The organism is Mesorhizobium sp. RSR565B (assembly GCF_054719465.1).
On record NZ_JBTTIE010000001.1, the window covers coordinates 253,143 to 273,501 of the forward strand.

Genomic DNA, 20,359 nt, shown 5'->3' on the forward strand with positions numbered 1-20,359 from the left:
GCACAATCCCATGGCGGCCGTTGACGCCGTGACCTGATTCCCCGATGAGGAGCCCTCCATGGCCGTGCCGTCCGTTGCCGCCCAGCCGCGTCCGTCGATGCTTTCGCGGATCTCCGAAAGCCGCAACGCGCTGGGCTTCGGCTTCATGCTGCCGGCGGCGGCGCTGCTGCTGGTCTTCCTGACCTATCCGCTCGGGCTGGGCGTCTGGCTCGGTTTCACCGATGCCCGGATCGGCCGCCCCGGCATCTTCATCGGCGTCGAGAATTATCAGTACCTTTGGAATGACACCGTCTTCTGGCTCTCCGTCTTCAACACGCTGCTCTACACGGTCAGCGCCTCGATCCTGAAGTTCGTGCTCGGCCTCTGGCTGGCGCTCATCCTCAATGAAAACCTGCCGTTCAAATCGTTCTTCCGCGCGATAGTCCTGCTGCCGTGGGTGGTGCCCACCGTACTGTCAGCCATCGCCTTCTGGTGGATCTACGATTCGCAGTTCTCGATCCTGTCCTGGGCGCTGCAGCAAATGGGCCTGATCGACCACCGCATCAACTTCCTCGGCGATCCGGAGAATGCGCGCGCTTCGGTTATCGCCGCCAACGTCTGGCGCGGCATTCCTTTCGTCGCCATCACGCTGCTCGCCGGCCTGCAGACCATTCCGCAGTCGCTCTACGAGGCGGCCACGCTCGACGGCGCCAGTCGCTGGCAGTTGTTTCGTTATGTGACTCTGCCGCTGCTGACGCCGATCATCGCCATCACCATGACCTTCTCGGTGCTGTTCACTTTCACCGATTTCCAGCTGATCTACGTGCTGACCCGGGGCGGACCGGTGAATGCCACGCATCTGATGGCGACATTGTCTTTCCAGCGCGGCATTTCCGGCGGCCAGCTTGGCGAGGGCGCGGCCATCGCGGTGGCCATGATCCCGTTCCTGCTGGCGGCGATCCTGTTCAGCTATTTCGGCCTGCAACGCCGCAAATGGCAACAAGGCGGCGGAGACTGACATGGTCAAGACGGCCGCGACAAGGAAGGCGAAACGTGGGGATATCGACGAAGGCGGCATGGGCTACCTGCAGAGCCTGCCGCGCCGCGTGGTGACGGTCTATCTGCCGCTGCTGGTGTTCGTCTTCGTGCTGTTGTTTCCGTTTTACTGGATGACGATCACGGCGGTTAAGCCCAATCTCGAGATGACCGACTATGCGCAGTTCAATCCGTTCTGGGTGGTGCATCCGACATTGGAGAATATCCGCTATCTCCTGTTCGAGACCTCCTATCCGGGCTGGCTGCTCAACACGATCATCATCTCGACCGCCGCTACTTTCCTGTCGCTGCTGGCGTCGGTGTTCGCCGCCTATGCGATCGAGCGGCTGCGGTTTTCCGGGGCGCGGCAGGTCGGCCTCGGCATCTTCCTCGCCTATCTGGTGCCGCCCTCGATCCTGTTCATTCCGCTGTCGGTAATGGTGTTCAACCTCGGGCTCTACGACACGCCCTTCGCGCTCATCCTTACCTATCCAACCTTCCTGGTGCCGTTCTGCACGTGGCTGTTGATGGGTTACTTCCGCTCCATCCCGTTCGAACTGGAAGAATGCGCGCTGATAGACGGAGCGAGCCGGTGGCAGATCCTCACCAAAATCGTGCTGCCGCTCTCGGTGCCGGGCCTGATCTCCGCCGGCATATTCGCCTTCACCCTGTCATGGAACGAGTTCATCTACGCGCTGACATTCATCCAGTCCTCGGAAAACAAGACCGTGCCGGTGGGTGTGCTGACCGAGTTGGTGCGCTCCGACGTCTACGAATGGGGGGCGCTGATGGCGGGAGCGCTGATCGGCTCGCTGCCGGTGGTGGTGCTCTATTCGTTCTTCGTCGAGCACTATGTCTCGTCGATGACCGGCGCGGTGAAGGAGTGACGCGCCGGCTCACGCAAGGCGACCGGCGCGGTCAGATCGCGCCGATGATGCCGCCGTCGACGCGGATGTTCTGGCCGGTGATGTAGCCCGCACCTTCGGAAGCGAGGAAGGCGATGGTCGCGGCGATCTCCTCCGACGTGCCGTAGCGCTGCATCGGCACGCTGTCGCGGCGCTCCTCGGTGGCCGGCAGGCTGTCGATCCAGCCGGGCAGCACATTGTTCATGCGCACATTGTCGGCGGCGTAGGTGTTGGCGAAGATCTTGGTGTAGGCGGCAAGCCCGGCGCGGAACACGGCGGATGTCGGGAACATCGGGCTCGGCTCGACCACCCAGGCGGTCGAGATGTTGATGATGGCGCCAGCCCTCTGCTTGACCATCTGCGGCGCCACGATGCGCACCGGCCGGATGACGTTCATCAGATAGACGTCGAGACCGGTGTGCCACTGCTCGTCGGTGATTTCGAGGATCGGCGCGCGTGGCCCGTGGCCGCCGCTGTTGACCAGCACGTCGATGCGGCCGAAGCGCTCGAGCGTCAGATCGGCGAGCCGCTGCAGATCGTCATTCGACTGGTTGGAGCCGGTGACGCCGAGGCCGCCAAGCTCCTTGGCCAGAGCCTCGCCCTTACCGGAGGACGACAGGATCGCGACCTTGAACCCGTCCGCTGCCAGCCGCTTGGCCGCCGCCGCGCCCATACCGCTGCCACCGGCGACGACGACTGCTACTTTTTCTACACTCATCTCGATTTTCCTTCGCACGGGTTGGCGGGACTCTGAAGCCCATGTTTCCGACCTTCGAGCAATGCTATAAACGGTGTTGCCATCTGGTTCGAACCAGAAAGCCTGAAATCAAGCTGTAGAAAAACTCCTGCATGCCTGAAGCCTTCCTGAGCCTGCCACCATTGAATGCGCTGCGTGCCTTCGAAGCCGCCGCGCGTCATCTCAACTTCCGCATCGCCGCCGAAGAGCTGAACGTGACGCAAGGGGCGGTGGCGCAGCATATACGCGGGCTGGAGGCCGATCTCGGCACAAAACTCTTCGACCGGCTGCCGCGCGGCCTGGCGCTGACCGATGAGGGCCGTGCCTATATGCCCAACATCCGCCGCGCCTTCGAGCTGATCTCGGAGGCCACCTTGCTGCTGCGGCCCGAACCGGCGCGGCTGACGATCAGCGTCACGCCGAGCTTTGCCACCAAATGGCTGATCCCCAAACTGCCGGAGTTCGTCGCGCACAACCCGCTGGTCGATTTGCGAATCCTGGCCAGCGAAAGCCTGTCGAGTTTTCAGGCCGATGGCGTCGACATTGCGGTCAGGCAAGGCCGCCTGCCCTCCGGCGCCGGCCTGATGGTGGATCTTTTGTTTCCACAGCAGATCATCGCCATCTGCAGCCCTGCCCTGCTGCCGACCGGCGCGAACGAGATCGCGGCGGCCGATATCCAGCATCACGTCCTGCTGCACGACGCGCACAATCTGTGGCCGGAATTCATGGAGAGAGTACTCGGCCTGAGGATGGCCACCGAGGCCAAACGCATGCGCTTCAACCAGACAGGCCTCGCGATCGACGCCGCCATTGCCGGCCAGGGCATCGCGCTGGCCAGCCGGTTTCTCGTATCCGCCGACATTGCCGCCGGCCGGCTGGTGCAGCCGATCAACGCGGAGATGCGGGGGACGCACGATTTCTATGTCGTGATGCCGCGCAAGAAACGGCACCCAGAACCGACGCAAGCCGTGCGGCAATGGCTGCTGGATGAGGGCGATGCGGCGCGGCTGTGATGGATAGCCGATCTCGCCGCAAGGCGGGAGATCCGCAGCTTGGCCGACGCCGCCCCTTCAGCCTCGCCGAGCAATGTCGGCCGCCACTGCCTTCGCCTCGCGTCCAATTTCCCTGAGCAGACCGGTGACCGGATTGTAGAAGCCGACGAGGTAGAGGCCGAGTTGCGAGGCGCGGGCGTTGACGCCACTGCGCTCCGGCTGCAATTCCACGGGCAGAAACTTTTCGTAGCCCGGGCGATAGCCGGTGGCGAGGATGACGGCGTCGAAATTTTCCTGACTGCCGTCGGTGAACGCAGCGCTGCGCTCGGTGAAGCCCGCTATGTCGGGCGCGATCTTGATGGCGCCTTTGGTGATGGCGTCGACCGTGCCGACGTCGATGACCGGGATGCGGCCGACTTCGTCGATCTGTTGCAGGATGCCCTGCTTCGGCCTGACGATGCCGTATTTCTCGAGCTTGCCCAGCGCGAAATCGAGGATGATCGGAAACATCCAGTCGTTCAGCGCCTGCGGCATTGGCCGGCTGGCGATGCCGACCATCTGGATCGGCACGCCAAACAGCTGGCGCGGCACGATGTGGACGCCCTTGCGCACCGAAATGGTCGGACGCGCGCCACTTTCCGCCAAGTCGAGCGCGATCTCGGCGCCGGTGTTGCCCATGCCGACGATCAGCACCGAGCGGCCGGCAAAAGGCGCCGCTTGCGTATAGTCGGCGCTGTGCAGCACCTCGCCCTTGAAAGCCTCGATGGCAGGGAGCCGGGGGATGATCGGCTCGGCATTGTTACCGCTGGCGATAACGACATGGCGCGCCTTGAGGTTGTCCGATCCTGTCTCGACCAGAAAACCGCCGTCCCCGAGGCGAATGGCTTTCACCGTCACACCGAAGCGCGGGCGCAGATCGAATTTTTCCGCGTAGTCGTCGAGATAGCGGACCACCATTTCGCGCGGCACGTAGCGCGGATAATTTTTGGGAAAGGGCAGGAACGGCAGCGACGAGAACGACTTGACCGTATGCAGATGCAGCCGCCGATAGTGCCGCCGCCAGGCGGGCGCGATCTCCTGCGATTTTTCGAGCAGGATGAAATCCACTCCTGCCCGCTTCAGGCAGGCACCGACCGCAAGGCCGGCGGGCCCGGCGCCGACAATAACGACAGTGGTGTCCAAGCGATTCTCCTCCCGCTAGCTCCTTAGGCTACGTGTAGAAGCGCAGGCGGGACAAGGCGCGCCTCACCTTCTCCCCTTGTTGGAGAAGGTGGATCGGCGCGCTAGCGCCGAGACGCCTTCGCATCGCGGCGCGCACGCTGCGCATCCTGTCCGGTCTCGGCTCACCCCCGGTGACGAATGTCTATCCCGGCAATCGCCCATGCTGTCGGACGGGCTGCCTGTCGCCGGCCGCACCGCGGTCGAAGAGCTCTACGTGCATGGCGGCATGGGGCCCAATCGGCATGCATGCCGCCCCCGCCACCGCGCGCTGGCTGGAAGAGGCCGTGGTTCGGGCGATGGCAATCCGAAGCAGACATGGCTCCGGCCACAGCGATTTGCGGGATGGGAAGGGTGAGGCTGCGCGACGTCGTGTCGATCTAGCCCGCCATCGGCCCGAAGGGAGGGCTGGCCTTGCTCGCTAGCCGATATGCTCGGCGCGCAGCTTCTTCTTTATCTGCTCCATGCCCGCCTCGCCGCCCGCGGCCAGTTCGTCGGCGATCCTTGCCAGCTCGTCATCGGCGTTGCGGTACTTGCTGCCCCAGGCGCCGAGCGTCGCCAGCACCGGCAACAGGTCGATGCCCGCCTCGGTCAGCTTATAGATCGCCTTGAGCTTGTGCGTGGGGTCGTCGCTTCTTGTGACGATGCCCTCATCCTGCAAGGTCTGCAGCCGCTCGGCCAGGGTGCGCGACGAGATGCCTTCGCCTGATAGCAGGAACTCCCGGAAGTGCCTTTTTTCCGCGAAAATCATGTCGCGGATGATCAGCAGCGTCCAGCGGTCACCGAGCAATTCGAGCGACAGGCTGATGGGACAGCCGGATCTTTCCCTGGTCGACATTTAAATGCTTCCATTTTTAAATCACTTTACTATTGACATCATTTTTCACTCATGTCAATGGTTCCGAAAGTAAAGCAATAACCAACGCCGCCTGACCTGGCGCTGGTGACACCAGAGCTCAATCAGGAGAACGACGATGAGAAAACTGATCCTGCAGATGCAGATATCGGTCGACGGTTTTGTCGGCGCGGCCGGCGATGAGCACTGGCAGCTCTGGGAATGGGGCGCCAACTGCCCGTGGGACGACGACTTGAAGCAGGATTTCAACGCGGTGTTCGCCGGCATCGACACCATTCTGCTCAGCCGCAAGATGGCCGAAGAAGGCTATCTAACCCATTGGGGCAATGCGGCAAAAAACTATCCGCGCGATCCCTTCTACGCCTTTGCGCAGCGCATCGTCGAGGCGCGCAAGGTGGTGCTGAGCGACAAGCTCGCGGCATCGCGGTGGGAGCGCACGACGCTTGCCAGCGGCGACCTGCCGCGCGAGGTCAAGGCGCTGAAAGCTGAAGGTGAAGGCGACATGGCGGTGTTCGGCGGCGCCGGCTTTGCCTCGGCGCTGATTGCAGCGGGACTGGTCGATGAGTTCCAGCTGTTCATCAATCCGGCCGCGCTGGGCGACGGCGAGCGGATTTTCGACCGTGGCGGCTTCCGGAAATTGCGCCTGCTCGGCTCTAAAGCCTATGCCTGCGGAATGGTGGTGAACCGCTACGCGCCGCCAATGTGAAGCAGTTCAGCGATTGAATCCGTGGACCGCTTCAACTCTTTGTTTTTACGAGAACTCCGGACGGATCACCGCAACCCACTCCTCGTGAACCTGCGCTAGAAATTGATCTCGACCGAAGCGGCACTTCGCTTTGCCGGCCCGTGAAACACCGCCTCGATGTTGTTGCCGTCGGGGTCGAGCAGGAAGGCGGCGTAATAGCCGGGGTGGTAGGGCCGCTCACCCGGCGCGCCATTGTCGGCCCCGCCGGCATCGAGGCCGGCCCTATAGAAGGCATCGACCATGGCGTTATCCCTGGCCTGGAAGGCCAGATGATGGCGCCCGGTCAGTTGTCCCCTCGCCGCCCGGCTGTCGAGGCTTGAGATGAAAAGCTCGTCGGCCCAGAAATAGTCCTCGGCCTCGCCGCCGATCGGAATGCCGAGCATCTTGAAGACGGCTTCATAGAAGCGCCGGCTCGCCGCGAGGTCCCTGACCACCAGCTGGACGTGGTCGATGAGGCGGCCGCGATGCAGTTCCATGAGCGATATCTCCCGTCGCGAGACCACAAAGCTAGTGCCGCGGAGCGGCTCGTCAATTCGGCAGTCTATCTTGTCGGCGCGCTTGGCAGCCTTACGCCCCTGCTTTTGTCATATCCGCATGGACTTCCACGCAGACCGGATAAAAAATGCAACCGGATTGTCGGATTCGAAATCCCGCCAACGTCCTTCGGACGCAAGCGGCGCAACGGAGCTGGAGCGAGTGGCGCCGCATCGAAACCGATCTCGGGAGAAGAGCATGAACAATTCCTACCGTTGGGTGATCGTCGCGTGCGGCGCGCTGATGACCTGTGTGGCGCTCGGCGCGATGTTTTCGCTGGCGATCTTCCTCGAGCCGATGGCGCTCGACACCAACTGGTCGCGAACCGGCATTTCCAGCGCCATGACGCTGAATTTCTTGGTGATGGGTGCAGGCGGTTTCGCCTGGGGCGCCATCTATGACCGTGTCGGCGCCCGCCCGGTGGTTTTTGCCGGCGCGGTGCTGCTCGGCCTGTCGCTGGTGGTGGCGAGCCGAGCCCAATCGCTGCTAGTCTTCCAGCTGAGCTATGGCGTCATCGTCGGGCTGGCGGCCAGCGCCTTCTTCGCGCCGATGATCGCGCTGACCACCGCCTGGTTCGAGACCCATCGCAGCCTGGCCGTGTCGCTGGTCTCGGCCGGCATGGGCGTGGCGCCGATGACCATCTCGCCCTTCGCGCGCTGGCTGATCACCGCCTACGACTGGCGCACCGCCATGTTCGACATCGGCATCATGGCCTGGGTGCTGTTGCTGCCGGCCGTCTTCCTGGTGCGCCAGCCGTCGACGGCGGTCGCGGCAGCGGATGGCAGCGCGCCCGCGCCTGCCGCGGCCCCCGGCATGTCAGTCGGCCAGGCGCTGCGCTCGCCGCAATTCCTGGTGCTGGGCATGACCTTCTTCGCCTGTTGCGCGGCGCATTCGGGGCCGATCTTCCACATGGTGAGCTATGCCATGTCGTGCGGCGTGGCGCCGATGGCAGCCGTGTCGATCTACAGCGTCGAGGGCCTTGCCGGCCTTGGCGGGCGCGTGCTCTACGGCGTGCTCGGCGACAGGTTGGGCGCCAAGCCGGTGCTGATCGTGGGCCTCGCCATCCAGGCGGTGGTGATCGCCGCCTATCTCGCCGTCGGCAATCTCGAGCAGTTCTATCTCCTGGCGATCATCTTCGGCGCCACCTATGGCGGCGTCATGCCGCTCTATGCGGTTCTGGCGCGCGACTATTTCGGGCCGCGCATCATCGGCACGATACTTGGCGCCGCGACCCTGTTGTCCAGCCTCGGCATGTCGTTCGGCCCGCTCGCCGGCGGCATGATCTTCGACGCCTATGCCAGCTATTCCTGGCTGTTCATCGGCTCGGCGCTGATCGGCCTCGGTGCTGCCGGCATCGCCATCGCCTTCCCGCCGCAGCCCGGCCGAGAGAGGCTGCAGGCGGCATGAGCGAAATTTCCCCTCGAGGGGAAATACTCATCACCCTGTCCCCGTTCCCGAGCGCAGCTCTTCCCTGCCCTCGTCGTCGCGGCTGAGCCTGGCGTCCGAGATCAGCACCACCGGGCATTGGCAGCGCTGCAGCACGCCGGTAGTCGTCTCGCCGAAGAAGAGTTCCTCGCCAGGGCGCCGCGCCACGCCCATGACGATCAGCGCCGCCCCCCTGCCGGCCTGGCGGGCAATGGCATCGGCGGCGGCGGCCCGGCTGCGGATGGCCGTCTCGATCTCGACGCCATAGCGGTCGGCTAGTGCGACGGTATCCTTCAGCACCGCCTCCCTGCGGCGATGCGAGACAGTGTCGCGCGGTTCGTCGCGGCCGACGCGCGCGACATAAAGTATCTTGACCCGCGCACCCGTGACCGCTGCAATCGCCAGCGCCATTTCGGCACCCCGGCGGGCGATCGCGGTGCCGTTGACCGGAACCAGAATCTTCCCGCCTTCAGGTCCTAGCCTTGGCATCTGGCGGCCGGCGCCGGTCGCCTTCAGCACCAGGCATAGCGGGCCCTCGAAGGCGCCGGCGATCTCATTGATGCGGCGGGCAAACCCACCTTTCGACGTGACCGCGCGGCCGAGCCCGATCAGCAGCAGCCCATAGCCTTTGCGCGCCTCCTTGGCAACCGTTTCGGCCGAAAGCTCGGCCTCGTGGCGCCGCGTGACAGGCGCCGCGCGGGCCAGCTCCTCGTCCGAACTCCTGGCGGCCTCGCGGCTGTCCTCGGCACCCTTTTCGATCGGCTCGAGCTTCGCATCCGTGCCGGGCTCGGCCTCCTCCCCCTCGCCTCGGGCATGCAGCACCGTCGTCGGCCTGCCGGCGCCCACGACTCCGGCGAGGTAAGCAGCAAAGCGGCCGACAACGCCCTCATCGGTCACCACCAGCAGTCGTTCCAGGTTGGCGATGAAGCCGCGTTGGTCGATCTCCTCGCGCTCCAGACGCTTCTTCTCGTTCTCGCCCATCGGCAAGCGGCCGAGTGCCCAACGCAAGGTCGGCGGCATGGCGAGCGTGGTGATGACGGCCATGGTCACGATCATGGTGAAAAGATCGTGCGACAGAACGCCGATCGACAGGCCAATCGAGGCGACGATGACTTCGGTCGAGCCGCGCGCGTTCATGCCGCAACCGACGGCGATGCCTTCCTTGCGGCTCATGCCGGCAAGCTCGGCGCCGATGAAGGCGCCGGCGAATTTGCCGAAGCTGGCGATCAGCACCAAAGCGGCCGTGAGTAGCGCAAGCTCGTGGTCGACAAGCACGGTGAGATCCGCCGAAAGGCCGGCGACGCCGAAGAAAACCGGCATGAACAGCGCCATGATGACGCCGCGCAATTGCCCTTCGATATGACGCGACAGGATCGGCGATTCCCCAACCAGTATGCCGGCGACGAAGGCGCCGAGCACGGTGTGGACGCCGATCAGATCGGTGATCAGCGCCATTGCGCCCATGATGGCGAGAATGACGGTGACGACGGCGTATTCGCTGCGGAACGTATCGTTGGTCCAGCGGATGGCGTCGAAGACGATGCGGCGGCCAATCGTGAAGGAAAACCCCATGAAGGCGGCAACGCCGACAATGGTGAAGGCAAGGCTGCCGAGCTCGAAGCGCCCCTTGGTGGCGATGCCGATGGTGATGGCGATGATCACCCAGCCGATCGTGTCCTCGATGATGGCCGACGAGACGATGGTCTGACCGAGATCGCGGCGCATGAAGTTCATCTCGCGCACCACCATGGCGACGATCTTGACCGAGGAGATCGACAGCGCCGTGCCGAGGAAGAGACCGGCGACAATGCGCTCGGTTCCGTCGGCCAGCAGCGAGGCCGGCATGAGCTGTGCGGCGGTGAAGCCGAGCGCGAAAGGCACGGCGACGCCCGCGGCGGAGATGGAAAAGCACGCACGGCCGACCCTGCGCACCAGCCGCAGATCCGTCTCCATCCCGGTGAGCAACAGAAGCATCAACACGCCGAGCTGTGCGATGGCGCTGATCATGCTCTTTTGGGTGGCGTCGCCTGAAAAGATCACGCGTTCTGCTTCCGGCAATAGCCAGCCGAGCAGCGATGGCCCGAGCAGGATGCCGCCGATGAGCTGACCCATCACCGCCGGCTGGCCGAGACGCTCCAGCAATTCGCCGATGCCGCGGCCGACGAGAAGCAGAAGGAGGATTTCGAGAACGAAAATGCCCTCGCTGGACATGCCGGTCTTTTCGGCTGCCAACGATGCGGCCGGCATGAATGCGAAGGCTGCCGCGGCAAGCGCGACCGACCGGCGCCGGTTGACCACGAAGGACATGCACCCCCTCATCGTGCCCGGTATAACGTTTGCGGGCGAGATCGGTTGCACGCCACGCTCCCTTGGCGCGCCGCAGGTTCCTCCTTACCTGAATCGCATAACGGGCCTATCTGACTGCGGATAAACCGCCGAGACCCGGGCCGGCGACGGAACATTTTCAACCGATTGCGCGTTGCGCGGATGGGGATGACCGGCGTCGTTTCGGCCGGCCATGGCGTTGGGAGGCGCGTGGCAAGGGATGTCCCAGGTCAAGACCGTGAAAACCGACGAAGCGGCTGCAGCGCCGCGGGCCTCTGATGCGTTCGCGCTGAAGCTCACCTCATCGGAATTCGTGGCCACCATGTCGCATTTCCACCGCGCCGAAATCGCCCGCATGGCCGGCTGGCGCGACCGGCTGGACCGTACCAGCAACTGGGCGATTACTGTCGTCGCCGCCATGCTCTCAGTCTCACTCTCGACGCCCAGCGCCCATCATGGGGTGCTGCTCTTTGCCATGCTGCTGACCACGCTGCTGCTATGGATCGAGGCGCGGCGCTATCGTTTCTTCGACGTCTACCGGGCCAGGGTGCGCCAGTTCGAGCGCTATTATTTCGCGCAGATTTTCTCGCCGCAGCCCGACTACGCCTCCAACTGGCTGGCCATCGTCGGCGAAGGCCTGCGTTCGCCGCGCTTCCTGATCTCGCAACGCGCGGCGTTGGTGCGCCGGCTGCGCCGCAACTACATTTTCATGTACACGATCCTGATGCTGGCGTGGGTGCTGAAGATCACGACGCCCAGTCTGCAGCGCGAAGGGTCGCCGATAGGCTTGGGCGCGTCATTTCTCGACGCCGCGCGCGTGGCGCAGCTCGGCCCGGTTCCAGGCATCTATGTCGTGTGCATGGTCGGGCTGTTCTATGTCGGCCTACTCGCAGCCGCTTTCCTCATCTCAAGCGACGAGGGCGAGCTTTCGCATGGCACCGTGCATGTCTGAGAGCGGCCTCGAAAAGCGCAATCTGCCGCGGTGATCTTCAGCAGACATTGTCGACCATCAGAGCGGTCGCTTCCGACCGGCTTGCGGCTTCCTCAACCGGAAGCCGTGCGCGATGGCGCTTGTAGGCGGTGAGCGCGATGACCAGCACGCAGCATACGGCGTTCAGCCAGTTGATCGCCGCCAGAGCGGGATCGTTCAGATTGATGTGGGCGTAGAGTCCCGTCGTGGCGTTGGCGCCTGTCCACAACAGCCAGGTCGCGTAGGAAATCGCCGACGCCCCGTGCCTGTCCCGGGCCACCCGCACGATCTGCGGCAGGTAGGACACCACCCGCAAGCCATTGAAAATAGTGAAAAGATAAAAAGACAGATCAGCAAGTGTCATCCGAAACCCCTGTCATGGCCGGACGTCCCATAGCGTTCCTTGCAGTGGCGGCATGTGAGCCCGTTCACATGCCGGTTTCGATTTTCCTGTTGCGGCCCGCATCCGGATTCTTTCGCCATGGGGGCGTTCGCCGTGAGCCAGCCCGACGAGGTCGACATGAACCAGATCTTGTTTCGGCCGACGGCGCGGGAGTGCTAAACAGATCTCGTGCTTGGGCAAAGTTCGGGTTGACCGCTGCCAAGCGCGCGGCGACTATCCCTGCAACGTGCAGGAGGACATGAGAATGGACGAACCCGATCGCTGGCGGCACATGGCGAGCGCCCCCAAGGACGGCAGCCGCATCCTGGTCACGGTCAGGCCATCGGAACAGGGGCCGGCCGAGGTCGACCTCGCTTACTGGTCGCGCGCCGACCAGTTCGGCACGGAGGGCTGGCGCTCTTCCGATTCGTCGCCAGGACGGGTGATCGAATACCCCGAACCGGAGTTGAAATGCTGGATGCCGCTGCCGACGGCCAATCTGAGCCGGGCTTCAATGCCAAGTCCGTGGCAAGGCGAAGACGTCCCGCTGCTCGACGGCTCCGGGATATGATCTCGGCGGGATGACCGTAGGAAATACGCTGCCGGCCCAATACTTGACGGCCTTACTTCGGCCGACGCACCGATCGCACCATGCCGCCAGGGCCGCTGCCGCAAAAGAAGCGGTCGCCGCCGTCGGATTCGAGCCCGGAAACGCCCACCCCCGCCGGCATGTCGAGCCGTTCCAGCACCTTGCCAGTTTGCGGATCGACGCGCCGGACATCGCTCTGGTCGCCTTCCCAGGTGCCGTGCCAGAGCTCGCCATCGACCCAGGTCACTCCGGTGACGAAGCGGTTTGAGTCGATGGTGCGCAGGATTTTCCCGGTCTCGGGATCGATCTGGTGGATCTTGCGCTCCCGGTTCTGCCCCACCCAGAGCGTGCCCTCGGCCCAGGTCATGCCGGAATCGCGGCCGCCGCCGGGCGCCGGGATGGTGGAGAGCACCTTGCCGGTATCGGGGTCGATCTTCTGGATGCGGTCCCCGGCGAGCTGGAACAGATGCCGGCCGTCATAGGCGGTGCCGGCATGTGCCGCGACATCGATCGAGCGCAGCGTCTCGCCGCTTGCCGGATCGAAGGCGGTCAGCCGCTCGCCCGTCGCAAACCAGACATTCTGTCCGTCGAAGCTCACGCCGTGCACGGTGTCGACATCAGGAAAGGGCCCGTATTCGCGCAGGATTTCCGCTGCTGAATGTTTCATGTCCTGGTCCTCGATCATGGTCACCTTTCCTAGCCGTTCGGCAGCGGCGACGGGAGTAACAAGGTGGTCGTGAAACCAGCGACCGGTGGCGTCATCCAGCGCCGCGCCCGGCCGTGGCCGAAGGACTGCACTTTGCCGGTCTCGGCCAACTGCTCGAGCGCCCGCTGTACGCTGCGCTGTCCGGCGCCCAGCGCCAGCGCCAACGCCGAGCTGGCCCAGGATTCACCATCGGCCAGGAAGGCCAGCACCGCGGCGTGCCGCTCCTCGATCGGCCGCGCCAGCACCGCCACGGAGCCTGCTTCGCGCGGCTTTAGCGCAAAGCCCTGGCTGGTCGCGCCGATGCCCGCCAGCGGCCGCAATTCGGCGCGCAGCCGGCCGATCTCGACCCGCAGCCTGGCGCGATGCGATTCATCGGCATGCCGGCCGCCAAAGGCGCGGGCAATCAGCGTCGCCCTCGGCACATCCGCCGGCCAGGCTTCGGCAAGCGCGCGCGCCAGCGCAAACAGCACCGGCCGCGTTGCCAGCGAGATCGTTGTTTCCTGCTTGTGCACGATATAGCGGAACGTATCGACGACCAGCGCGCGCGACGCCTGCAGCGCCTCGACTTCTTCGAGCAACAGCGGATGCTCCTCGCCGCCTGCGATCAGCCGCGCCGCCGGCGTCTCCAGCGCCAGGAAGGCGCTGTCGACCTCCGCCATGAGACCCGGAATGCCGGCCCGGCGGGCGGCATGGCGCGCCCACTCAAGGGCTGCGCGCGCGGCCTTCGTCTTCAGGCGCCGCATGGCGATGCCGGCAACCGCGAGTTCATGCGCGGCGCGTGAGGCCGGCGGAAGCGGCGACGGATCGAGCCCAGCCAGCACGTCTTCAGCCTCGTCGAGGCGGCCGATCAGCAGCAGGCGGCGCACTTTGAGATGCCCGGCATGCGCCGCGTTCAGCCGGTCGCCATGCTTTTCCAATGTCGACCGCGCCGCGTCGAGCGCCTTGGACGGCCAGCCGAGATCACGCGAAACAAGTGCGATCTCGGCTTCGGCGACAACGCACCTGGCGCGCGCCACCGCCTCCTTTGGACCGAAGGCACGGCCGGCCCTACGCAACAGTACTTTGGCGCGATCGAAATCGCCGAGCTGCGCCATGGCAATGCCGCGCAACGCCAGCGCCGGGGCATCCTCGCGCAAGGCGACGCGGTCGAGTGCCGCCAGCGGATTGCCCGCCGCCAGCGCCAGCCCTGCCGCGGTGATCAGCGAGTCCATGCAAATCCCGTCACATTTGTAACTCCCACCGCTCCCCTTATCGGCCCTAACTTAAGTCACCACCGCCAAGCAGCAAGCCGCGGACGGCGACCTAGCCATCTGGACTGGTTGAAGACGCCCAGGCCTGCGTTGACGGCAATATTCGCATTCGCTAGCCTGAGCATCTCAGACAGTCGCGTTAAGCTTCTCAATAAGGAAAAACCGACCATGCCTGCTTCCGAGGACTTCGAGCCCACCGTGCGGCCTCGCCACCCCTGCTGCGGTGGCCCGCCTGCAAATGCCGTCACATTTGTAACTCCGCCCTCGCCGCCTCGCGGCCCTAGCCTGCCTCACGATCAACAGGCAACGACAAGCCACAACGGCTCAACAACTGGCAAAGGAAACAAGCAATGACCAAGCACGTGGCAATGAAGACCCCACCGGTCGTTTCAAGGCAAGAATGGGAAGCCGAGCGCGAAAAGATGCTGGTGAAGGAAAAGGCAACGATGCGCGCCAGGGACGCGCTGTCGGCCGAGCGCCGGCGCATGCCATGGATGGAAGTAGACAAGGCCTATGTGTTTGAAGGTCCCAACGGCAAAGCGAGCCTGCTCGATTTGTTCGAGGGCCGGCGCCAGTTGATCGTCTACCGCGCCTTCTACGAACCCGGCGTCCACGGCTGGCCCGAACATGCCTGCCGCGGCTGTTCGCTCGGCGCCGACCAGGTCGGCCATCTCGCCCATCTCAACGCCCGCAACACCACGCTTGCCTATGCCTCCCGCGCGCCGCAGGCCGACATTGCCAGCTTGAAGCAGCGGATGGGTTGGGAGATGCCCTGGTACACAATCACCGACAGTTTCGACAAGGATTTCGGCGTCGACGAATGGCACGGCCACAACGTGTTCATCCAGGACGGCAAGAAAGTGTATCGCACCTACTTCATCAACAACCGCGGCGACGAGCAGATGGGCACGGTCTGGAGCTACCTCGACGCAACGCCGCTCGGCCGCCAGGAAATCTGGGAGGATTCGCCCGAAGGCTATCCGCAGACCGAGCTCTACAGCTGGTGGAACTGGCACGACAATTACGACGCCGCACCCGACAAGACGTGGGAGGAAGTGTCGGCGGCCGGCGAAGCCGCGTTCCGCAACAAGGACGGCAAGTAAGGACCTGGAGCGGCGCCCATCCAGCTTGGTTTCCTGTCCCTCACGGGACAGGAAACCCGGGCATTGATCATCAAGGGATTACGACCATGAGCGATATCGGCACAGGGACCGACAGTGAGGTCCCTAAACGCTCCGATGCAGTTTCTCTCCGCACCGCCGACTGGCTGTGCCTCGCCGCGGCCCCTGTTTTCGCCGTGATGGCGCTGCTTACCTGCATTCACGCTGGCGACGGCGTCATGTCGTGCCTGGGGGCCGATGCCTCCCCGCTCACCGGCATGCCGCTGATGTATCTCTTGATGAGCGCCGTCCATCTGGCGCCTTGGCTGCGCGTGATTTCCGGCCGGCCGGTCCGGCGATAGGCTGGACCGCCGCCGCCATGCTAACGCTCTTTACGTCGGAGAGAGACTATGAAGCTGGTCAGGCTGAGAGCGCCGGGCGGGTTGGACAAGCTCGACCTGGTCGAGGTGGATCAGCCCCGGCCTGGGCCGGGAGAAATGCTGGTCAGGATTCGCGCCTGCGCGCTGAACATGCGCGACGATTTCGCCGTACAAGGCAAGGTGCCGCTCGCCGAAGGCCGCGTGCCGCTGTCGGATGGCGCCGGCGAGGTGATCGCGATCGGTGACGGCGTCGACACGTTCAAGCCGGGCGACAGCGTCGTCAGTGTTTTCTACCCCTGGTGGCTGGCCGGCGACATGAGATCCGATACAAGCCGCGACATTCCCGGAGACAGTTTCGACGGCTTCGCCAGCGAGTATGTGTGCATGCCGGCGCACGCATTCACCAGGGCGCCGGCGGGCTATACGCATCTCGAGGCGGCAACGCTGACCTGCACGGGCGTCACCGCCTGGCGCGGGCTGGTGACATGCGGCAAGGTAAAGCCCGGCGACACGGTGCTGATCCTTGGCACCGGCAGCGTGTCATTGTTTGCGCTGCAATTTGCCAAGGCCGCCGGCGCAAGGGTCATCGCCACCTCGTCCGATGAAGGGAAGCTGGAGAAGCTCAGACGACTCGGGGCCGACAGCGTCATCAACTACAAGGCGGTGCCGCAGTGGGGCGGCAGGGCCAGGGAACTGACGGACGGACGCGGCGTCGATCATGTGATCGAGGTCGGCGGACCGGCGACGCTGGCGCAGTCGATAGCGGCCTGCCGGACAGGCGGGCATATCGCACTCATCGGCGTCCTGACCGGCTTTGCAGCAGAAGTTTCAATCCCGGCGCTGTTTTCAAACCAGATCCGCATCAGCGGAATTTCCATCGGCAGCAAAGCCGACCAGCAGGACATGATCCGTGCGATAGAGGTCAACCGCCTGAAGCCTGTCATCGACAGCAGCTTTCCACTGCAGGATATCGCCGCCGCCTTCAGGCACTACGAAGCGCAAAGGCATTTCGGCAAGGTCTGCCTCGAGCTTTAGATCCTGCGATCGGCATTCCTACCCAGCGGCCGGCGCCAGCGTCCCGCTTGCCATCAGGCCCCAGAGCTGATCGGCGGTCAGCTGTTTGGCCGAGCCGTCGTAAGCCACCCTGCCGAGGCTGAGCACGACGATCCTGTCGGCCAGCGCCCTGACCGTCGACAGGTCGTGCGTGACCAGGATGACGCCGGTGCCGCTGGCGGCGATCGAACGGATCAGCTTGACGACCTGCGCGGTCTGCTTGACGCCGAGCGCGGCGGTAGGCTCGTCGAGGCAGATCAGCTTGACGTGATCGGCAAGCGCGCGGGCAATGGCGATGGACTGCCGCTGGCCGCCCGACAGCGAGCGCACCAGAACGTTTTCGTCGCGAAGCGTGACGCCCAGCGCGGCAAGCCGGGCACGACACTGCTCGGCGGCCTTTCGGTCGTCGCGAACCGGGAAGACACCGAGCCAACGCCGCGTTTCCTCACGCCCGAGGATCATATTGTGGGCGACGCTGAGGTTCGGGCAGAGCGCCAAATCCTGATAGACGGTCTCCAGGCCGGCGCCGCGTGCATCCTGCGGGCTCCTGAAGGAAATCGGCTGGCCCTCGAGGGTCATCGCGCCGGCATCGGGCTGGATGGCGCCCGAAATAATCTTCACCAGCGTCGACTTGCCGGCGCCATTGTCGCCGAGCAGACAGACGATCTCGCCTTTGCCGACCGTGAAACTCGCCTCTTCCAATGCCGTCAGCGCGCCGTAGGATTTGCGGGCGCCGGCAATCGAGAATGCCGGACCTTGCGGGGCCTCTCCATTGCCCTCCGTCACGGCAGGGCCGGCCGAGGCGACGGCACCATTGTCCGCCACCGTGAAGTTGGTCGCGGCGGCCCGAGCGCGCCGGCCGCGAAAACCGATCGCAGCCTGGTCGGCCACCAACGCCAGCAACAGCATGCTTCCCACCGAAATGGATTGCCACCATGATTGCAGGCCGACGAAGATCAGTCCTGCATTGAGGATGCCGATGGTGGCAACGCCGATGGCGATGCCGAGCGGCCGGCCGGAGCCGCCGGAAAAAGCGACGCCGCCAAGGATCGCGGCGGTGAGCACGTCGAGCTCGAAGCGAACGCCGATGGTCGGCGTGATGCTGCCGAGACGACCGGCGATCAGAACCGAGACCAGGCCGATCAGCAAGCCATTGGCGGCGTAGAGGCCAACCACCGTGCGCCCCACCGGAATGCCGCAGAGTTCGGCTGCGCGCGGGTCGCCGCCTATGGCGTAGAGCCTCAAGCCGGTGACCGTGCTGGTCAAGATAAAGGCTCCGATGACAAAGACAGATGCGGCGATGATCACGGTGTACTGGATGCCGAAGATCTTGCCCCGCCCCAATTCGAGCAGAGCCTCGGGAAAACCATAGACCGCGGTGCTGGAGACGACGAAGGCAAGGCCGCCATAGAGCGCCAGCATCGCCAGCGTGACGATCAACGGCGAGATGCTCAGCCTGCGCACCAGCAGACCGTTGAGCAGACCGAGCAAAAGGCCGAGACCCAGGCCGACGCAGATTGCCAGCGGCGCGCTCTGCGTCGCCACCGCAACCTTGGCAGTGATGATGCCGATCAAGGCGACCATGCTGCCGATGGAGAGGTCGACATAGCCGGCGATCAGCAGCGCGGAGGTGCCGAGCACGGCGATCAGGATCGAGGTCGAGTTGACGCCGATGACGACGAAATTGTCGAGGCTGAAGAACGATTTGTTCAACAGCGAGAAGGCGATGATCAAGCCCAGCGCGACCAGCGCCAGCCCGATGCGGCCAGACGCTTCGCCCGGCGCCTTGACGCCCGGCAGCAAGGATGAAAACCGGCCCGTTTGCAGCGGTGTCGTCCCCGTTCGAAGGCTGTCTGTGCTCATGCTTGCCTCTCACTGAAGCGGGCGGTTTCAGGTCAGGCTGAACCGCCCGTATCGCGCGGGAAAAACAGGCGCTACTTTGCCTCGGATGACCAGGGGAAATTCACATACTGGTCGCGCGTATCGTAGCAGATGTTGCCGTACATCCTGAGATAGATATCGCGGCGCTTCGGGTCCTTGTAGACCGCGGCCGGGTCGGCGACATCGGCCTCGTACTGGGCCATGTAGTCGCTGGTCAGCGCCACGGGCAGGATATCCATCGCCTGCGGGATGCTCTTGCCCTCCAGCCAGTCGGCCGCGTGCTGGCCCATGGCATAAGCGAAGACCGGCGACGCCAGGCTGATGCTTGCCTTGTAGGGACCGCCGCCTTTCTTGATCGCGGCGACTGCCTCCGGTTCGCCGTCGATGCCGCCAAGGAACTGGTCCGGCCGCGCCTTGCCCGCCGCTTCCAGGGCAGCCAGCGCGCCGAGCACGACCGTGTCGGCGCCGAGCACGACATCGACGTCGGGATGGGCCTGGAGAATGGTGCTCATCGTGGCAAAGCCGCCTTCCTTGTTGACGGGATTGGGTGAGATGTCGGCGACGATGGTGACATCAGGCATGGCCTTGAAGATGTCGCGCATGGCGGCAAAGCGCGGCGCCAGGAATTCCATGCTGTCATGGGACAGGATGACGACATTGGCCTTGCCGCCGAGCTTGTCCTTTATGTAGGCTGCGGCCGCTTCGGCCAGCACCTTGCCGGTCTCGTATTGCGGCGCATTGAGCAGCGACGTGGCTGGCGGCGGCACGATGGTGCCGACATAGGCGCCCGACCAGATAAGCTCCTGCAGGCTGCGGCTCATGGAGGCCGGGTCCACAGGCGCCGCCACCAGACCGCCGATCTTGGAGGCGAGAAACAATTGCACCTGCTCGACCCCCTTGGCGGCGTCATTGTTGGCAAGCGCGCGGCGATATCCCAGCCCGCGATCCTTGGCGGCGGCGGCCAGGCCGCGGTCGACGCCCTGCATGAATTCACGCTCGTTATCCTGCGCGAAGGCCAGCACCTTGTTCAGGCCGGGCGGTGGGCTGCAGGCCGGCGCCTTCGGATCGAACGGCGCAAATACCGCCGGCTTGGTGAGCCCGGCCGGGCCGTCCTGCGCGCCTGCCAGAATGGTACCGCCCGCGAGCACACCGGCAACGCCGAGCAGCGTCGCCAGCATCATGTTCCTGTCAGATCGCATTTCACTTCCTCCCTGTCGTTGATTGTTGCCGCGCATCGCAAGCCTCGCGGTCGCTACTCTTCCCAGTCTCCCCAGATACCCACCTTCCCGCTCGCAAGT

At 64.5% G+C, this 20,359-nt stretch carries 20 protein-coding genes; 10 read left to right on the top strand and 10 right to left on the bottom strand.

The genetic code is table 11. The features are described from left to right. Nucleotides 1–97 precede the first annotated feature (97 nt). A complete protein-coding gene (locus ACYG9R_RS01270) occupies nucleotides 98–997 on the top strand; it encodes a carbohydrate ABC transporter permease (RefSeq protein ID WP_460221873.1) in 900 nt (299 codons plus the stop codon). A gap of 1 nt (nucleotide 998) precedes the next feature. Then, nucleotides 999–1,901: a carbohydrate ABC transporter permease gene (locus ACYG9R_RS01275; protein ID WP_023824463.1), complete on the top strand. Its 903-nt coding sequence runs from the start codon at nucleotides 999–1,001 to the stop codon at nucleotides 1,899–1,901. 31 nt (nucleotides 1,902–1,932) lie between these two features. Here the strand turns inward: ACYG9R_RS01275 and ACYG9R_RS01280 are convergent, their stop codons facing one another. Then, nucleotides 1,933–2,637, bottom strand: a complete 705-nt coding sequence (locus tag ACYG9R_RS01280) for an SDR family oxidoreductase (RefSeq protein WP_023673468.1) — start codon at nucleotides 2,635–2,637, stop codon at nucleotides 1,933–1,935. 131 nt (nucleotides 2,638–2,768) lie between these two features. On the opposite strand from ACYG9R_RS01280, the gene gcvA reads away from it, so the two are divergent. Then, the gene (gene gcvA, locus ACYG9R_RS01285; protein ID WP_023824462.1) at nucleotides 2,769–3,668 is read left to right on the top strand and encodes a transcriptional regulator GcvA; all 900 of its coding nucleotides are present in this window, start codon (nucleotides 2,769–2,771) and stop codon (nucleotides 3,666–3,668) included. A gap of 57 nt (nucleotides 3,669–3,725) precedes the next feature. Here the strand turns inward: gcvA and ACYG9R_RS01290 are convergent, their stop codons facing one another. Beyond that, the gene (locus ACYG9R_RS01290) at nucleotides 3,726–4,829 is read right to left on the bottom strand and encodes a flavin-containing monooxygenase (protein WP_023699144.1); all 1,104 of its coding nucleotides are present in this window, start codon (nucleotides 4,827–4,829) and stop codon (nucleotides 3,726–3,728) included. A gap of 457 nt (nucleotides 4,830–5,286) precedes the next feature. Further along, a complete protein-coding gene (locus ACYG9R_RS01295; RefSeq protein ID WP_023712523.1) occupies nucleotides 5,287–5,703 on the bottom strand; it encodes a winged helix-turn-helix transcriptional regulator in 417 nt (138 codons plus the stop codon). Between the two features lie 136 nt (nucleotides 5,704–5,839). Here ACYG9R_RS01295 and ACYG9R_RS01300 point away from each other — a divergent pair, with 136 nt between their 5' ends. Further along, nucleotides 5,840–6,427 (top strand): dihydrofolate reductase family protein, encoded by a 588-nt coding sequence (locus ACYG9R_RS01300; RefSeq protein ID WP_023699142.1) that lies wholly within the window; start codon nucleotides 5,840–5,842, stop codon nucleotides 6,425–6,427. Between the two features lie 95 nt (nucleotides 6,428–6,522). Here ACYG9R_RS01300 and ACYG9R_RS01305 read toward each other — a convergent pair whose 3' ends face one another. Further along, on the bottom strand, nucleotides 6,523–6,951 hold the full coding sequence (locus tag ACYG9R_RS01305) for a VOC family protein (protein WP_155923302.1): 429 nt from the start codon (nucleotides 6,949–6,951) through the stop codon (nucleotides 6,523–6,525). 247 nt (nucleotides 6,952–7,198) lie between these two features. On the opposite strand from ACYG9R_RS01305, the gene ACYG9R_RS01310 reads away from it, so the two are divergent. Further along, the gene (locus ACYG9R_RS01310; protein WP_023824461.1) at nucleotides 7,199–8,407 is read left to right on the top strand and encodes an MFS transporter; all 1,209 of its coding nucleotides are present in this window, start codon (nucleotides 7,199–7,201) and stop codon (nucleotides 8,405–8,407) included. A 30-nt stretch (nucleotides 8,408–8,437) separates the two neighbouring features. Here ACYG9R_RS01310 and ACYG9R_RS01315 read toward each other — a convergent pair whose 3' ends face one another. After that, nucleotides 8,438–10,732, bottom strand: coding sequence for a cation:proton antiporter domain-containing protein (locus ACYG9R_RS01315; RefSeq protein ID WP_023735438.1), 2,295 nt, complete (start codon nucleotides 10,730–10,732; stop codon nucleotides 8,438–8,440). Nucleotides 10,733–10,970: 238 nt separating this feature from the next. Between ACYG9R_RS01315 and ACYG9R_RS01320 the strand changes: the two genes are divergently transcribed. Next, complete coding sequence (locus ACYG9R_RS01320) at nucleotides 10,971–11,702, top strand: DUF2270 domain-containing protein (RefSeq protein WP_023673885.1); 732 nt, start codon at nucleotides 10,971–10,973, stop codon at nucleotides 11,700–11,702. 37 nt (nucleotides 11,703–11,739) lie between these two features. On the opposite strand, the gene ACYG9R_RS01325 is transcribed toward ACYG9R_RS01320, so the two are convergent. Continuing rightward, nucleotides 11,740–12,084: a PQ-loop domain-containing transporter gene (locus ACYG9R_RS01325; protein ID WP_023673886.1), complete on the bottom strand. Its 345-nt coding sequence runs from the start codon at nucleotides 12,082–12,084 to the stop codon at nucleotides 11,740–11,742. A 283-nt stretch (nucleotides 12,085–12,367) separates the two neighbouring features. Between ACYG9R_RS01325 and ACYG9R_RS01330 the strand changes: the two genes are divergently transcribed. Next, complete coding sequence (locus ACYG9R_RS01330) at nucleotides 12,368–12,673, top strand: hypothetical protein (protein ID WP_023689804.1); 306 nt, start codon at nucleotides 12,368–12,370, stop codon at nucleotides 12,671–12,673. A 52-nt stretch (nucleotides 12,674–12,725) separates the two neighbouring features. Here ACYG9R_RS01330 and ACYG9R_RS01335 read toward each other — a convergent pair whose 3' ends face one another. Together ACYG9R_RS01335 and ACYG9R_RS01340 are read right to left on the bottom strand one after the other, a co-directional pair. Next, nucleotides 12,726–13,358, bottom strand: a complete 633-nt coding sequence (locus tag ACYG9R_RS01335) for a Vgb family protein (RefSeq protein WP_023730380.1) — start codon at nucleotides 13,356–13,358, stop codon at nucleotides 12,726–12,728. 29 nt (nucleotides 13,359–13,387) lie between these two features. Next, the gene (locus ACYG9R_RS01340; RefSeq protein WP_023685490.1) at nucleotides 13,388–14,608 is read right to left on the bottom strand and encodes a hypothetical protein; all 1,221 of its coding nucleotides are present in this window, start codon (nucleotides 14,606–14,608) and stop codon (nucleotides 13,388–13,390) included. A 389-nt stretch (nucleotides 14,609–14,997) separates the two neighbouring features. Between ACYG9R_RS01340 and ACYG9R_RS01345 the strand changes: the two genes are divergently transcribed. The 3 genes from ACYG9R_RS01345 (at nucleotide 14,998) to ACYG9R_RS01355 (ending at nucleotide 17,162) form a co-directional block, all read left to right on the top strand. Next, entirely contained in the window at nucleotides 14,998–15,750 is a 753-nt protein-coding gene (locus ACYG9R_RS01345) for a DUF899 domain-containing protein (protein ID WP_023695474.1), read from the top strand. 86 nt (nucleotides 15,751–15,836) lie between these two features. Next, nucleotides 15,837–16,109: a hypothetical protein gene (locus ACYG9R_RS01350; protein ID WP_023672530.1), complete on the top strand. Its 273-nt coding sequence runs from the start codon at nucleotides 15,837–15,839 to the stop codon at nucleotides 16,107–16,109. A gap of 48 nt (nucleotides 16,110–16,157) precedes the next feature. Further along, nucleotides 16,158–17,162, top strand: a complete 1,005-nt coding sequence (locus ACYG9R_RS01355; protein WP_023672529.1) for a zinc-dependent alcohol dehydrogenase family protein — start codon at nucleotides 16,158–16,160, stop codon at nucleotides 17,160–17,162. An 18-nt stretch (nucleotides 17,163–17,180) separates the two neighbouring features. On the opposite strand, the gene ACYG9R_RS01360 is transcribed toward ACYG9R_RS01355, so the two are convergent. Together ACYG9R_RS01360 and ACYG9R_RS01365 are read right to left on the bottom strand one after the other, a co-directional pair. Further along, nucleotides 17,181–19,043, bottom strand: a complete 1,863-nt coding sequence (locus ACYG9R_RS01360; protein WP_081726142.1) for an ATP-binding cassette domain-containing protein — start codon at nucleotides 19,041–19,043, stop codon at nucleotides 17,181–17,183. Between the two features lie 71 nt (nucleotides 19,044–19,114). Further along, the gene (locus ACYG9R_RS01365; RefSeq protein ID WP_032886623.1) at nucleotides 19,115–20,260 is read right to left on the bottom strand and encodes a sugar ABC transporter substrate-binding protein; all 1,146 of its coding nucleotides are present in this window, start codon (nucleotides 20,258–20,260) and stop codon (nucleotides 19,115–19,117) included. Nucleotides 20,261–20,359: the final 99 nt, after the last annotated feature.